General features: G+C 71.9%; 12 protein-coding genes. 4 read left to right on the plus strand and 8 right to left on the minus strand.

Features of this window, described 5'->3' with window-relative positions; translation table 11 throughout:
• Positions 1-25: 25 nt before the first annotated feature.
• From ACWD12_RS07060 to ACWD12_RS07070, 3 genes are all read left to right on the plus strand, one after another.
• Positions 26-1,864 (plus strand): hypothetical protein, encoded by a 1,839-nt coding sequence (locus tag ACWD12_RS07060; protein ID WP_358362146.1) that lies wholly within the window; start codon positions 26-28, stop codon positions 1,862-1,864.
• A 178-nt stretch (positions 1,865-2,042) separates the two neighbouring features.
• On the plus strand, positions 2,043-3,914 hold the full coding sequence (locus tag ACWD12_RS07065; protein ID WP_450098676.1) for a hypothetical protein: 1,872 nt from the start codon (positions 2,043-2,045) through the stop codon (positions 3,912-3,914).
• On the plus strand, positions 3,911-4,711 hold the full coding sequence (locus tag ACWD12_RS07070) for an SDR family NAD(P)-dependent oxidoreductase (protein WP_450098677.1): 801 nt from the start codon (positions 3,911-3,913) through the stop codon (positions 4,709-4,711). Before ACWD12_RS07065 ends, ACWD12_RS07070 begins: the two co-directional genes overlap by 4 nt.
• A 91-nt stretch (positions 4,712-4,802) precedes the next feature.
• On the opposite strand, the gene pheT is transcribed toward ACWD12_RS07070, so the two are convergent.
• The 7 genes from pheT to infC form a co-directional block, all read right to left on the minus strand.
• Positions 4,803-7,304, minus strand: a complete 2,502-nt coding sequence (pheT, locus tag ACWD12_RS07075) for a phenylalanine--tRNA ligase subunit beta (protein ID WP_450098678.1) — start codon at positions 7,302-7,304, stop codon at positions 4,803-4,805.
• Positions 7,304-8,425 carry a phenylalanine--tRNA ligase subunit alpha gene (gene pheS / locus ACWD12_RS07080; protein WP_358362141.1) on the minus strand — a complete coding sequence of 374 codons (1,122 nt, stop codon included), beginning with the start codon at positions 8,423-8,425 and terminating at the stop codon, positions 7,304-7,306. The genes pheT and pheS overlap by 1 nt, the downstream gene beginning before the upstream one ends.
• Before the next feature lie 157 nt (positions 8,426-8,582).
• On the minus strand, positions 8,583-9,758 hold the full coding sequence (locus tag ACWD12_RS07085) for a sensor histidine kinase (protein ID WP_358362140.1): 1,176 nt from the start codon (positions 9,756-9,758) through the stop codon (positions 8,583-8,585).
• A 182-nt stretch (positions 9,759-9,940) separates the two neighbouring features.
• Positions 9,941-10,786 carry a TrmH family RNA methyltransferase gene (locus tag ACWD12_RS07090; protein ID WP_450098679.1) on the minus strand — a complete coding sequence of 282 codons (846 nt, stop codon included), beginning with the start codon at positions 10,784-10,786 and terminating at the stop codon, positions 9,941-9,943.
• A 133-nt stretch (positions 10,787-10,919) separates the two neighbouring features.
• On the minus strand, positions 10,920-11,306 hold the full coding sequence (gene rplT, locus ACWD12_RS07095; RefSeq protein ID WP_358362137.1) for a 50S ribosomal protein L20: 387 nt from the start codon (positions 11,304-11,306) through the stop codon (positions 10,920-10,922).
• 117 nt (positions 11,307-11,423) lie between these two features.
• Complete coding sequence (gene rpmI, locus ACWD12_RS07100) at positions 11,424-11,618, minus strand: 50S ribosomal protein L35 (RefSeq protein WP_358362135.1); 195 nt, start codon at positions 11,616-11,618, stop codon at positions 11,424-11,426.
• Positions 11,619-11,713: 95 nt separating this feature from the next.
• A complete protein-coding gene (gene infC, locus ACWD12_RS07105) occupies positions 11,714-12,346 on the minus strand; it encodes a translation initiation factor IF-3 (RefSeq protein WP_435839172.1) in 633 nt (210 codons plus the stop codon).
• A 511-nt stretch (positions 12,347-12,857) separates the two neighbouring features.
• On the opposite strand from infC, the gene ACWD12_RS07110 reads away from it, so the two are divergent.
• Entirely contained in the window at positions 12,858-13,256 is a 399-nt protein-coding gene (locus tag ACWD12_RS07110) for a DUF1844 domain-containing protein (RefSeq protein ID WP_450098680.1), read from the plus strand.
• Between the two features lie 539 nt (positions 13,257-13,795).
• On the opposite strand, the gene ACWD12_RS07115 is transcribed toward ACWD12_RS07110, so the two are convergent.
• Positions 13,796-14,539: an SseB family protein gene (locus tag ACWD12_RS07115; RefSeq protein WP_450098681.1), complete on the minus strand. Its 744-nt coding sequence runs from the start codon at positions 14,537-14,539 to the stop codon at positions 13,796-13,798.
• Positions 14,540-14,571 lie beyond the last annotated feature (32 nt).

Here is a 14,571-nt window from a genome sequence, read left to right on the forward strand (position 1 = left end):
CGCGCCCAGAGACGAACGAGACGAAGTGACCACTCCCCTCGGATCGGACCACCGGATCGAGACCACGGCTCCGGAGTCCCCGTCCCAGGCCCCAGGAACCTTCGGCGAACGCCTCAAGACCCGGCTGCGCGCGGTGCGCCCGGCCGACCTCGTCGTGATGGCGATACCCACGATCATCCTGGCGGTCATGGGCTGGCAGAAGCGGTGGATGACCGACGACGGGCTCATCTTCACCCGCGCCGTCCGCCAGATCCTCGAGGGCAACGGCCCTGTGTACAGCCCCGGGGAGCGCACCGAGACCTCCACAAGTACCGCGTGGCAGTGGCTCCTTGTCGCGGTCGACTGGATCAGCCCCTGGCAACTCGCCGTCACCGCCGTCTACCTCGGCCTCGCCCTGTCGGTGACGGGCCTGTGGCTGGCCCTGGACGGCACCCGCCGCCTGTACCGCGGCGCGAGTTCGGGACGCTTCCTGCTGCCCGCCGGCGCGCTGGTGTTCGTCGCCGTGCCGTCCGTCTGGGACTTCACGACCGCGGGCATGGAGACGGGCCTGATCATCTTCTGGGTGGGGTCGTCCTGGGCCCTGCTCACCTCGGTGTGGCAGCGCGAGCCCGACGAGACGAGCCTGCGCCGGCTGCTGCTGACCAGCGCGTACGTCGGCCTCGGCCCGCTGGTCCGGCCGGACCTCGGCCTGACCATGCTCATCTTCCTGGTGGCGATCGCCCTGCTCACCCGGGCGAACTGGAAGCGCTGCGCGGGCATGCTCGCCGCGGCCGGCTTCCTGCCGGTGGCGTACGAGATCTTCCGCATGGGCTACTACGGCCTGCTGTTCCCGATGCCGGCCCTCACCAAGGAGGCGTCGGACTCGCCGTGGGACCGCGGGTGGGTCTACCTCAAGGACTACGTCAAACCGTACGACCTGTGGATCCCCGCGCTGCTGCTGGCCGCGCTGATCGTGGTGCTGGTGCTCCGCATCCGCCCCGCCCGCCGCACGATGATCGTCGCACTCACCCCCCTGGTCTGCGCCGCGTTCCAGGGCCTGTACGTCGTCAAGGTCGGCGGCGACTTCATGCACGGCCGCATGTGGATGCCGGTCCTCCTGCTGGCCGTCCTCCCGCTCGCACTCACGCCGTTCACCAAGCTCTCCGCCCCGCTGGTGGCAGCCCTGTGCGCGTGGGCCGTGTTCACCGGCGGCTTCCAGCGCACCGGCCACGTCACCTCGCCGCACATCCAGGGCATCTACCTGCCGCAGGTGTGGAACGAGCGCGACATGTACCTGACCTGGACGCAGTCCGACCACCCGGTCAGCCAACAGGCCCACGTGCGCACGCTGCAGAAGACATACAGCCAGATCGTGCACGCCATCGAGGACGGCGACCGGGTCCTGCTGTTCGACCCCAACTTCGGGGACTTCAGCAAGATCGTCCCGCAGGGCCTGCCGCTGCGTAAGGACCTCGACTACCCCGTCGGGCTGGTCATCGGCCGACTGGGCGCGGGCGGTGCGGTCGTGCCGATCGACGGCATAGTGGTCGACGTGTGGGGGCTGTCGAACCCCATCGGTGCGCACATCGAGCAGACCCACCCGTCGCCGTCCGGGCACCAGAAGCTGCTCCCGGTGGCGTGGGCGATCGCGATGTACGTCGACCCGGCCGCGTTCCGGGACATCCCCCCGTCGGTCGCTCCGCAGGACCAGATCGCCGCCGCCAAGCGCACGTTGGAGTGCGGGCCGGTCAAGGAACTGATGGAGTCGGTGACCGAACCGATGTCCGCGAAGCGGTTCTGGAAGAACCTCACGGGCGCCTACGACCGCACGACCCTGCGCATCCCGTCGAACCCGGTCGACGCCGAGAAGAAATTCTGCAAGTAGGCCTGGAAACGGCCGCGGCCCGGCGCGTGAACCCGCGCCGGGCCATACCCGCCACGGGACGCGACACCCGCTATCGTGACGGTAACCTGCGCGTAATCAGGTGATCCCCGCGAGACCCGGGTCCCCCATGCCCGTCCCCCGTCACCCGTCGCACCGGCCCATCTGGAGTCCCCGAAACATGAGCCTCGTCAGTGTGCTGTCGCGGCGCACCGGCCTAGGACAAGCGCAGGACGAGTCCCCGCGCGGTACGCAACTGGCGAAGCGCTGGAACACCCTGATGGTCGTGCTGCCGACCGCGGTGATCCTCGTTCTCGGGTTCGCCCGGCGCTGGATCAGTGACGACGGCCTGATCTTCACCCGTACGGTGCGTCAGATCCTCGCGGGCCACGGCCCCGTCTACAACGTCGGCGAGCGCGCCGAGGCGTCGACGAGCACCGTGTGGCAGTGGCTGCTGGTGCTGGTCGGCTGGGCCACCGGCGCCGACATCAGCCGCATCGCCGTCTACCTGGGCCTGTTGTGCGCGACCGCCGGATACGCGCTCGCCCTCGACGCCACCCGGCGCCTCTACCAGCCGCTGGCCCCCGGTCGACTGCTGCTCCCGGCCGGCGTCGCCGTGCTCCTCGCCCTGCCGCCGATCTGGGACTTCGCGACCTCGGGCCTGGAGACCGGCCTGACCACGCTGTGGACGGCCGCCTGCTGGTGGCTGCTGGTACGCGCGCTGCTGCACAGCCGAGCGCGTGTCACCTACCCGCTCGCCCTGCTGGCCGGCCTCGGCCCGATGGTGCGCCCCGACCTGGCCATCGCGAGCGCCGGGTTCCTGGTCGCGCTGTGGTTCGTGCGGCGGCCGCGCCTGCGCGCGGTGTTCGCCCATCTGGGTGTCGCCGCGGCGCTGCCGGTCGCGTACGAGATCTTCCGGGCCGGCTACTACGGCGTGCTGCTGCCGCTGCCGGCCATAGCGAAGGAGGCGTCCGGCAGCGACTGGCGGCGCGGCGGGACGTACGCCCGCGACTTCATCGCCCCTTACGGCCTGTGGCTCCCGATCCTCGCGCTCAGCGCGATGGTCGTGGCCACGCTCGTGGTGCGCATGCGCCCGACCGGGTTCAAGGCCCTCGCCCGCGAGGACGCCGGGCGCACCGCCGTCTTCGTGATGCCGGTGATCGTCGCGGCGCTGATGGGCCTGTACGTCGTCAAGGTCGGCGGCGACTTCATGCACGCGCGCATGATGCTCCCCGCGCTGTTCGTCGCCCTGCTGCCGATCCTGCTGGTTCCGTCCGGCCGCCTCGCGCTGCCGGTCGCGAGCGTGGTCGTCGTGTGGGCGCTGGTCTGCGGGTTCGTCCTGCGCGTGCCGTACACCGGGCTGAGCCCGAACAAGATCATCGCGGACGAGCGCGGCTTCTACGTCGACGCGATGGGCATCGCCCACCCGGTCACCGCCGACGACTACCTCGCGCACTATCCGCGCTTCCCCGAGGCCGTGCGCGTGGCCAAGAGCGAGCACCAGCACGTGCTGATCTACCCCTGGTACGACGGCTTCTACGTCACCCCCCTCAAGCCCGACGACCCGGCGCCGTACGCCGCCTCGTGGCTGAACCTCGGCATGAGCGGCGCCGCCGTCCCCCTCAACGGCCGCTCCATCGACATCCTCGGCCTCGCCTCGCCGCTCGCCGCGCACCAGGAATTGACCGGGCGCGGCCGCCCCGGCCACGAGAAGGAACTCGACATCGCCTGGCTGTTCGCGATGTACGCGCCGACCGACGCCATCCTGCCGCCCGGCATCGACCCGCTGCGCGTCGCGCAGGCGAAGTTCGCGCTCACTTGCGGCGACGAGAATCGCGGGAAGCTCAAGGAACTGCAGGACTCGGTCACCGAGCCGATGTCCTGGAAACGGTTCTGGAAGAACCTCACCGGATCGGTCGAACGCACCTCCTTCCGGTTCCCGAACAACCCGCACGAGGCCATGAAGAAGGTCTGCGGCGTGGAAGAGCTCCCCGAGGGGTACCTCGAGAAGATGTTCACGCTCGAAACCATCCCGGGCCGGGAATCCTCGTGACCGCGACGGCGCTGGTCACCGGTGCCGGACGCGGCATCGGCCGGGCGGTCGCCGAGCGCCTGGCCGACGAGGGCATCGCCGTCGCGCTGCTGGGCCGCTCGCCGTCCTCCGTCGCGGACGTGCACGCTGACCTGACCCGCAGCGGCGCTCGCGCGACCGCGGTCGTCGCCGACGTCACCGATCCGCGGGCCGTCTCGCGGGCCGTACGCGAGGCCGAGGCCGCACTCGGCCCGCTGGACCTGGTCGTCAACAACGCCGGGCTCATCGACGCCAAGGAAGTCCCCTTCTGGGAGGCCGACTTCGCGCAGTGGTGGGACGTCGTCGAGACCAACCTGCGCGGCCCCGCAAACGTCGACCGGGCGGTGCTGCCCGGCATGGTGGCCCGCCGCCACGGCCGCATCGTCAACCTCGGCAGCGGCTTCGCGGTCGGCCCGGACCCGCACTACTCGGCGTACTCGGTGTCCAAGGGGGCGCTGATGCGCCTCACCGACACCATCGCCGCGCCGCTCGCCGAGCACGGCGTGTACGTCTTCGACATCTCCCCCGGCGCGGTCGCCACCGACATGACCGCGGCGATGGACATGTTCGAGGGCAAGACCGACTGGTACGACATCGACCTGTTCCTCGACGCCGTGGTCGCCGTCGCGCACGGCCGCCTCGACGCCCTTTCGGGACGCTTCCTGCACGCCGGCAAGGACGACCTCGGCGCCCTCGCGGCACGGGCGGCCGAACTCGCCGAGTCCGACGCCCGGCGGCTGCACTTGCGCCCCTACGGTCCCGACGACCCGCAGCGCTGAGCCCCGCCGCACGACCGCGGCAACGCCGCGGGCCCCGGGAGTGTCTCCCGGGGCCCTCGGCCGTACCGTCCGCGGCGGAACCGCGCCGGGGTCACGCCCCGCGCAGCACCGCGCCCGTACGCTCCGCCGCCAGCGCCACCGCCGCGTCGCGCGCGGCCGTGGACTCCTCGGCGGTCAGCGTGCGGTCGGCCGCCCGGAACCGCAGCGCGTACGCCAGCGACTTCCGGCCCCCGCCAACCTGCTCGCCGGTGAAAACGTCGAACAACCGCAGCGACTCCAGCAGTTCACCCGCACCCTCACGCAGCGCCGCCTCGACCTCGGCCGCGGGCACGGCCTCGTCGACGATCAGCGCGACGTCCTGGGTCGCGACGGGGAAGGCCGAGATGTGGCCCGCCGCCGCGAGCCGCTCGCCGCCGTCCGCGGCCAACGAAGCGGTCAGCAGGTCGAGGTCCAGCTCCATCGCGCCGGTGCGCTCCGGCAGCTGCAGCGCCTTCACGACCCGCGGGTGCAGCTCTCCGGCGTGGCCCACGACCGTGTCGCCCACGAGCAGCGCGGCGCAGCGGCCGGGGTGCCAAGGGGCATGCCGGTCCTGACGTACCGTCAGCTCCACCCCGACGGTACGGGCGACCGTACGGGCGGCCTCGACGGCGTCCGCCCAGCTCTCCGGCCGACCGCTCCCCCACCAGCCCGACGGCGCGCGCTCGCCCGCGAGGACGGCGGCGACACGGTACGGCTGGTCGGGCAACGCGGCGGCCAGCTGCGCGAGCTCCTCGTCGGTCGGACGCCGGTCCACCGGCAGGCGCGGCGCCACCGGGCGCTCGGCCTTGGGCCGGAACACCAGGCCAGCCTCGAACAGCGCGGCGTCCGTGTTACCGCGCCCGATGTTGCGGCGCAGCGCGGTGAGCAGCCCGGGCAGCAGCGTGGTGCGCAGCCCCGGCTCCTCGTCGGAGATCGGGTTGACCAGCTTGACCGTGGCCCGGCGCGGGTCGGAGGCGTCGAGCCCGAAGGCGTCGAACACCGCGTCCCCGACGAACGGGTAGTTCAGCACCTCGGTGTAGCCGTCGCCCGCGAGCGCGCGGCCGACGCGGCGGCGCAGCCGCTGGGCGGCGGTCAGTCCGCGGCCGGCCGGCACCTGCGGTAGCGACGACGGGACGCGGTCGTAGCCCTCCAGGCGGATGACCTCTTCGGCGAGGTCGTTGGGGTCGGTCAGGTCCGGCCGCCAGGTGGGCGGCGTGACGGTGAGGGCGTCGATGCCCTCGACCGCGCAACCGACCTCCTGGAGGCGCTGCGCGACCGTCTCCGCCGAGTAGGCGATGCCCGCGACGTTGGTCGGGTGGTCCACACCCATGCCGATGCGCACCGGCTCGCGCGGCTCGTCGACCTCGGTGACCCCGGCCTCGGCGACCGCGCCCTCGCCGCCGAGCAGCACGAGCAGGTCGACGGCCCGCTGGGCGGCCGCGCGGGCGGCCTCGGGGTCGACGCCGCGCTCGAAGCGCCGCGAAGCCTCGGAGCCCAACTTGTGGCGGCGCGCCGTGCGGGCGATGGAGACCGGGTCGAAGTTGGCGGCCTCGATGACGATGTCGCGCGTCTCGGGACCGATCTCGGTGGTCGTGCCGCCCATGACGCCGGCCAGGCCGATCGGACCGCTCTTGTCGGTGATCAGCAGGTCCTCGTGGTCGAGGACGCGCGTCACCCCGTCGAGGGTCGTCAGCTTCTCACCCTCGTGTGCGCGGCGGACCGTGATGGTGCCCTGGAGGGCGGTGCGGTCGTACGCGTGCAGCGGCTGGCCGAGTTCGAGCATCACGTAGTTGGTGACGTCGACGGCGAGCGAGATCGGGCGCATGCCGGCCATTTGGACGCGGCGCTGGAGCCACAGCGGCGACGGCGCGGCGGGGTCCACGCCGACGACGGTCCGGGCCACGAAGCGGCGGCAGCCGTCGGATGCCTCGACGGCGACCGGGTAGCCGTACGAGTTGGGCGTGGGCACGTCGAGGAGGGCCGGGTCGCGCAGCGGGATGCCGTACGCGATGGCCGCCTCGCGGGCGACGCCGCGCAGCGAGAGGCAGTAGCCGCGGTCGGGGGTGACCGCGATGTCCAGTACCTCGTCGACCAGGCCGAGGAGTTCGATCGCGTCGGAGCCGACCTCGACCTCGATGGGCAGGACGATGATGCCGTTGTGGTCCTCGCCCATGCCCAGTTCGCGGGCCGAGCAGATCATGCCCTCGGACGGCTTGCCGTACGTCTTGCGCGCCGAGATCTCGAAGCCGCCGGGCAGCACGCCGCCCGGGAGGATCACCACGACCTTGTCGTCGACGTCGAAGTTCGTCGCGCCGCACACGATCTGCTGCGGCTCGCCGGTGCCGTTGGCGTCGCCGACGTCGACCCGGCAGAAGCGGATCGGCTTCTTGAAGCCCTCCAGCTCCTCGATCTCCAGGACCTGGCCGACGACGAGCGGCCCCTTGAGGTCGCTGCCGAGCTGGTCGACCGTCTCGACCTCGAGGCCGAGGCCGACGAGCTTGGCCGCGACGTCGCGGCCGGAGGCCCCGGCCGGCAGGTCGACGTACTCCCGCAGCCAAGAAAGCGGGACCCGCATCAGATCTCCATCCCGAACGGAAGGGTGAAGCGCACGTCACCCTCGACCATGTCCCGCATGTCCTCGACGTTGTGACGGAACATCAGCGTGCGTTCCAGTCCCATGCCGAAGGCGAAACCGCTGTACTCACCCGGGTCGATGCCGCACGCGACGAGCACCCGCGGGTTGACCATGCCGCAGCCGCCCCACTCGATCCAGCCCTCGGACCGGCAGGTGCGGCACGGGTTGTCGGGGTCGCCCACCGACGCGCCGCGGCACACGAAGCACTGGAGGTCGACCTCGGCCGACGGCTCGGTGAAGGGGAAGTACGACGGGCGCATGCGCGTCACGATGCCCTCGCCGAACATCGAGGACGCGAAGTGGTCCAGGGTGCCCTTGAGATGCGCCATGGTCAGGCCCTTGTCGACGGCGAGGCCCTCGACCTGGCCGAACACCGGGGTGTGCGTGGCGTCGAGCTCGTCGGTGCGGTAGACGCGGCCCGGGCAGATCACGTAGATCGGCGGCGTGCGCGTGAGCATGGTGCGGATCTGCACCGGCGAGGTGTGGGTGCGCAGCACGACGCCCGAGTCCGCGGTGCCGTCGGCGGCCTGCACGAAGAAGGTGTCCTGCATCGTGCGGGCGGGGTGGTCCGGAGCGATGTTGAGGGCGTCGAAGTTGTACCACTCGGCCTCGACCTCGGGGCCCTCGGCGACCTCGTAGCCCATCGCGACGAAGACGTCGCCGACGCGCTCCGCGAGGGTCGTCAGCGGGTGCCGCGCGCCGCGCTGGGCGCGGTCCCACGGCAGCGTGACGTCGACGGTCTCCTCGACGAGGACGCGCGCGTCGCGCTCCGCCTCGAGCTCCGCCCGGCGGGCGGCGAGCGCCTGGTTGACCGCGCCGCGGGCCTGGCCCACGCGCTTGCCGGCCTCGGCCTTCGCGTGCGGTGGCAGCGCGCCGATCTCGCGGTTGGCCAGCGCGAGCGGAGAGCGGTCGCCGGTGTGCGCGATCTTCGCCTCGTGGAGGGCGTCGAGATCGCCGGCGGCGGCGAACGCGGCGAGTGCCGCATCGCGCGCCTTGTCGACCTCCTCCGGTTTCAGCGACTCCACCTCGACCGGGTCGTACGACTTGTTCGGTGCCGACATCTGATTCCAGTGCTCCTGTAGGGATGCTCGCCCGCGGGGTCTCCGGTCGAAGCCGGGCGGCCTCATACTCCGGCTTCGCGGCGTCGGGCCGCGGGAGAGTACGGGGCGACGGGTCGAGTCTAGGTGGTTTGGGCCGCGTACCTGGAACCGCCCGCGGTCAGGCCAGAACGTCCGGCATGCCCGCGGGCAGGCGAAATCGGAACCTGGCACCGCCGCACGCCGCGCGGCCGACGTCGATCGTGCCGCCGTGCGCCTCGACGAGGCCCTTCACGATGTACAGCCCCAGGCCGGTGCCGCCGCGGCGGTTGCCGCGCCAGAAGCGCGTGAAGACGCGGCCGAGCAACTCGTCCGGGATACCCGGGCCCTCGTCGCTCACCGTGATCTCCGTCCCTTCGTCACCGACTTCCGCGGTGCCGCCGTCGGCCGCGGCTCCGGCACCGGCGCGGCGGCGCCCGTCGGGAACCTCGCCGGCCTCGGGCCCCTCGTCCGGGCCGAAGCGGGTCCTGACCATTTCGATGGTGACGGCTCCGGCGCCGTGGCGCACGGCGTTTTCCAGGAGGTTGCCGAGGATCTGGTCGAGCTTGTCGCGGTCCATCCACGTCTGCGGGAGCGGTTCGTCGCAGCGCACGCGGAAACGGTCCTCCGGCTGCCCGGAGGCGATCTGCGCGCGTACGTGCCGGTCGACCGCCTCGCGCAGGTCGACCACCTCGCGGTGCAGTTGCAGGCGTCCGGAGTCGATGCGGGAGATGTCGAGCAGCTCGGTGATCAGCCGGGTGACGCGGTCCGCGTCGGCGTCGACGGTCTCCAGCATCAGGCGCTTCTGCTCGTCGGTGAAGCGCTCCCACTTGCGCAGCAGCGTGGCGGTGAAGCCCTTGACGCTGGTCAGCGGCGACCGCAGCTCGTGCGCGACGGTCGCGATCAGTTCGGCGTGGTTGCGCTCGCCGCGGCGGCGCGCGGACGTACAGCGCAACGCGACGACGACGTGTGTCACCGGGGAGTTCGCACCGTTCCTGCGCACGTAGGAGGCGGTGACGAGCACTTCGCGCCCGTTCAGCACGAGGTTGCGCTCCGGCTGGCGGGTGCGGATGCCCAGGCCTCCGTACGGGTCGGTGCAGACCCACCAGCGGCGGCCGTCGATGTCCTCCAACGGCAGCGCGTCGCCCAGGTGTTTGCCGAGCGCGTCCTCGGCCCGGATGCCGGTGATGCGCTGCGCCGCCGCGTTGAAGAGGCACACCGCGCCGGCGGCGTCGGCGATGACCAGGCCGTCGGGCAGCGCGTCCGCGCCGAGCCCCGCCAGCGCGTCCGGTCCGTACGGATCCGCGTCCACGTTCATCGGCCCCCTTCCGACCCACACGGCCGAGGAGTCGCACCATTCCGGGGCCCCCCACGGAATGGCACACCCCTATGAAGCAGATGCTCCGGGCCGGTCACACTACTCCAACGGGCCGCGAGGCTCGACAGTCACGCGGCCACATTTCCTTGCGCGCCCGTGGCGTACGCGGGCGCACGCCCGCGCTACCCGACGTGCTTCGTCCGGCAGCCCGAACTCCCGCGCTGCGCCCGCGCGGACGCATACAGGCACACGGCCGCGGCCGTCGCCAGGTTCAAACTCTCCGCGCGCCCGTGGATCGGGACGCGCACCACCGCGTCGGCGAGGGCGCGGATCTCCTCAGGGAGGCCCCATGCCTCGTTGCCGAAAATCCACGCCGTCGGCCCGTCGAGCCCGCCGGCGTCCAACTCGTCGTCCAGGTCGGCGGCGCCCGCGCCGTCGGCCGCCAGGATGCGCAGCCCGGCCGCGCGCAGCCGCGCGACGGTGTCCTCGACCCGAGCCGCCACGACGACCGGGAGGTGGAACAGGCTCCCCACCGAAGCCCGCACGGTCTTCGGGTTGTACAGGTCCACGGACGCGTCGGTCAGCACGACCGCCTCGGCACCCGCCGCGTCCGCGGCGCGCAGAACCGTTCCGGCGTTGCCGGGGTCGCGTACGTGCGCGAGCACCGCCACCAGGTCGGGCACGTGCGGCTCGGTCAGCTCGGCGAGCGGTACGTCGACGAACCGGCACAGCGCGACCATGCCCTGCGGCGTGACGGTCTGGCTGACGGCCGCGACGACCTCGGCGCTCGCCCGCAGCACGGGGACGCCGGACGCCTCCGCGGCGGCCACGATGTCGGGGTAGCGCTCGGCGGTCTCGGCGGTGGCGTACACCTCGACGGCGGTGCCCGGCCGGGCCACGGCCTCGCGTACGGCCTGCGGGCCCTCCGCGAGGAAACGCCGCTCACCGGCCCGGAACGCCCGCTTGGCGAGCCGCCGGGCCGCCACCACGCGGGGTGAGCGGGTGGAGGTCAGCTCGGGAATCGCCATGGGTGCGACCGTTCCTCCTGCGTTCTGCCAGCGGCGGGCTGTTCCGGCCCCGGATGTACCGATGGGCCTCCGCCGACGCCGCGGCACGTGGCCGCGGCGTCCGGTGCGGAGACCCACCGGGATGCCCGAGAGATCAGGCGGCTTCCTTCGGCGCGTTGACGTCCGCCGGAAGCGCCTTCTGCGCGACCTCGACCAGCGCGGCGAACGCCGTCGGGTCGTTGACCGCGAGCTCGGCCAGCATCTTGCGGTCCACCTCGATGCTGGCGGCCTTCAGACCCTGGATGAAGCGGTTGTAGGTGATGCCGTTCAGGCGGGCAGCGGCGTTGATGCGCTGGATCCACAGCTGACGGAAGTCGCCCTTGCGCTTCTTGCGGTCGTTGTAGTTGTAGACCAGGGAGTGGGTGACCTGCTCCTTGGCCTTGCGGTACAGGCGCGAGCGCTGCCCGCGGTAACCGCTCGCGCGCTCCAGGATGACGCGGCGCTTCTTCTGGGCGTTGACCGACCGCTTGACGCGTGCCACTTGATGAACTCCTTGACTTCAGACCGGGGCGTGGTGACCCCGACCCGGGGTACGACTGGGACCGGCGCCCGCCGCCTCCGCGCCGCCGTCAGGCTCGCGGGGGCAGGCGCACGTGGCTCACTTGCCGAGCAGCTTCTTGATCTTCTTGGCGTCGGCCGGGGCGGCGACGACCGTGCCCGCGAGGCGGCGGGTCAGCGTCGAGGGCTTGTGCTCGAGCAGGTGACGGCGACCGGCGCGCTGGCGGAGCACCTTGCCGGAGCCGGTGATCTTGAAGCGCTTGCTGGCACCACTGTGCGTCTTGTTCTTCGGCATGTCGCCGCTGTCTCCTCGTCGTGCCGTGCCTGCCCGGCATCCCGCCGGGCAGGCACAGATGTGTGTGGAACTTGGGGTCGCGGATCGACCGGGGGTCAGCCCTCGTCCGCGGGGGTCGCAGCAGGTGTCGCGACGGTCTCCTCGACCACGGTCTCCTCGGCCTCGGCGCCGCCCTCGGCCGGGGCCGTGCCCTGCTCGTAGCCACGGCGCGCGTCCTTGCGGGCGGCCTGGGCCTCACGAGCCTCGGCCATGGCCTCGGTCTTCTTCTTGTGCGGACCGAGAACCATGATCATGTTGCGGCCGTCCTGCTTCGGGCTGGACTCGACGAAGCCCAGCTCCTGGACGTCCTCCGAGAGGCGCTTCAGCAGTCGGAAGCCCAGCTCGGGGCGGGACTGCTCGCGACCACGGAACATGATGGTGATCTTGACCTTGTCGCCCTGCTTCAGGAACCGCTCGACGTGACCCTTCTTGGTCTCGTAGTCGTGCGGGTCGATCTTCGGCCGGAGCTTCATCTCCTTGATGACCGTGTGCGCCTGGTTCTTGCGCGCTTCACGGGCCTTCATGGCCGACTCGTACTTGAACTTGCCGTAGTCCATGAGCTTGCACACGGGCGGCCTGGCGTTGGCCGCGACCTCGACGAGGTCGAGGTCGTACTCCTGGGCAAGCTCCAGGGCCTTGGCAAGCGGAACGATCCCGACCTGCTCGCCGCTGGGACCGACGAGTCGCACCTCGGGGACGCGAATCCGGTCGTTGATGCGGGGCTCGGCGCTGATGGGGCCTCCTCGATTCCTGAAGTGGTCGGCGGTTCCGTCCCGCGGCCACGTAACTCCTCACCGTCAACCGTGCGGGTCTCCTTGCACGACGGGCCCGATTCCGAGCCCGACATGCGAAAAGCCCCGCATGGGACGCATGCGAGGCTCCATAACACCGACGACCGGCGTGCTTCTTCCCGAACGGGAAGACCACGCCTCGGACCACCGAGGTGATCCGCGCCGGACCGTGACCCGTCGACCGCCAGGTCGATCAGGTGGGAGACGGAGCCTCCGCTTGCGTGTCGAGCACATCACTTCCGTGCCCGATCGGTCGACGCACCACAATACCACCCGGCAGGGCGAACCGGACACCGGGCGGCGTGTTGCGGAGGACCACTGTACGCGACGACCGGCCCGCACTCCGAATCGGCCCGCATCGACCGGGCCGCGTCCGGCCGGGCGCCCCGCATACCCGACACTGGGTCGCATGACCGACAGCGCACATCCCGCAGACCAGACCCCCGGCACGACGGCGCCGACGGAGTCCGGTGCGGACGACCTGGACACCATGACCCGCGACATCGCCGACGTCTCGGCGATGGAGGTGATCACCACCCTCGCCGTGCACCTGATGAGCGCGTCCGCGGTCAAGCTCGGCCTCGCCGAGGACGGCGACAAGCACAAGGACCTCGACGAGGCCCGCAAGCTCATCACCGCACTGGCCGGCCTGGTCACCGCCGGCGCCCCCGAACTTGGCTCACAACACGCGGGCCCCCTGCGCGACGGCCTCCGCTCCCTGCAACTCGCTTTCCGCGAGGCATCCCTGATCCCCGACGACCCCGGCAAGGGCCCCGGCGAAAAGTTCACCGGCCCGGTCTACCGCTAGCCCCCAACAACGCCGGCCGCACCACCCGCGCAACAACGCGCCCCCAACGTTCCACCCCCGCCCCCAGCCGGCGCCCCACCCCACAGCCAACCGCCCCCCCCCCCGGGGCGGCGGTTCTCCCCGTGTGATCGACGAGCGCAGCGAGGAGAGCGGCCGGAGGCCGCCAGTCAGATTTTCCTGCGCCGGAGCGAGCGAAGCGAGTGGAGGTGCAGGAAAGTCAGCGGTCGGAGTGCACATTTTCGTGACGGAGCGAGGAACGAGCGCAGTCACGAAAATGGGTGCTTCGGCCGCACTCAAACAAAAGCGCCCACCCCCACCAAGGGCCGACCAACTCCGGACCAACGACGGAACAGCCCACCCTGCGCATGCTCAGACGTCCGCGCCCCAACCGCCCGAGTACCGGTTCGCCGACAGGGCCCCGTAACGTCCCCCGCGCATACAGCGGCATCGTCCGTGACGTAACCCGACTCCGCCAACAGAACCAGGCCCCCAGACAACGCACGCCCGCCGAACCCTGGCGTCCCTCCCCCCGCAGCCCCTCACGCCCCCCGCACGTACAACGGCGCACCCGGCGGCGTAACCGACTCCGCCAGCAGAGCCAGGTCCAGCCCCCGGGTAAGCCGTGCGCGCAGCGCCTCAGCTTCCGCCAGCCGCGTGGCGATGCGGCGGGCCGCGGCAGTGATGTCCGCCGGGGAGGCGTTCGACGCGAGCGTCAGCAGGAGATCGGACGTCGCGCCCTCGGTGAGGTACGCGGCGCTGACGGCCGGTTCCTCCGCAGCCGCGGCGCGGACCGCTTCGCGGACCGTGTCGTCGCGGTGCGGCGGCAGGAGTTCGCGGCCCTCGGCGAGCGCACGGAGGGCCGGCCCGGTGATCTCGTACGGGACAGGCCCGGCCAGGTCCAGCAGCAGGGTGTCGGCACCCTCCGCGTACGTGGCCAGCGCCGCGCGACGGGCGTCGACGGGGACCGGGCGCGCGTCCGGGCGCCAGCGGGCGAGGGCGTCCGTCGAGGTGAACGCGGGGAGCGCCTTGCGGCCGGAAGGTCCCGCAATCGTGGGGACCGCCATGTCGCTGGACTTCTCGCGCTTGAGCTCGCCCGGCGCGGTGTCCTCCAGTTCGCCGAGGATCGCGACCACCGGGACCAGCAGGCGGGCTCCCGCGAGGGCGGCGAGGACGTCCTCGGGCCGCGGCGAGGTGTCGGCAAGGGCCGCCGTCAGTGCGGCATCGGCGGTGCCGTCGTCGCCGGAGAAGCCGGGGTCGGGGATGCTCTTGCCGGTGAAGTCCACACCTCGACCCTAGACCGTGCGGAGCGGGCGCC

This window comes from Streptodolium elevatio, assembly GCF_053592165.1.

Bases quoted from the DNA above. Each gene is read 5' to 3' on its own strand.
- ACWD12_RS07065 (WP_450098676.1), top strand. From the start codon at position 2,043: ATGAGCCTCGTCAGTGTGCTGTCGCGGCGCACCGGCCTAGGACAAGCG.
- pheT (WP_450098678.1), bottom strand. From the start codon at position 7,304: ATGCGGGTCCCGCTTTCTTGGCTGCGGGAGTACGTCGACCTGCCGGCC.
- pheS (WP_358362141.1), bottom strand. From the start codon at position 8,425: ATGTCGGCACCGAACAAGTCGTACGACCCGGTCGAGGTGGAGTCGCTG.
- ACWD12_RS07085 (WP_358362140.1), bottom strand. From the start codon at position 9,758: ATGAACGTGGACGCGGATCCGTACGGACCGGACGCGCTGGCGGGGCTC.
- ACWD12_RS07090 (WP_450098679.1), bottom strand. From the start codon at position 10,786: ATGGCGATTCCCGAGCTGACCTCCACCCGCTCACCCCGCGTGGTGGCG.
- rpmI (WP_358362135.1), bottom strand. From the start codon at position 11,618: ATGCCGAAGAACAAGACGCACAGTGGTGCCAGCAAGCGCTTCAAGATC.
- ACWD12_RS07110 (WP_450098680.1), top strand. From the start codon at position 12,858: ATGACCGACAGCGCACATCCCGCAGACCAGACCCCCGGCACGACGGCG.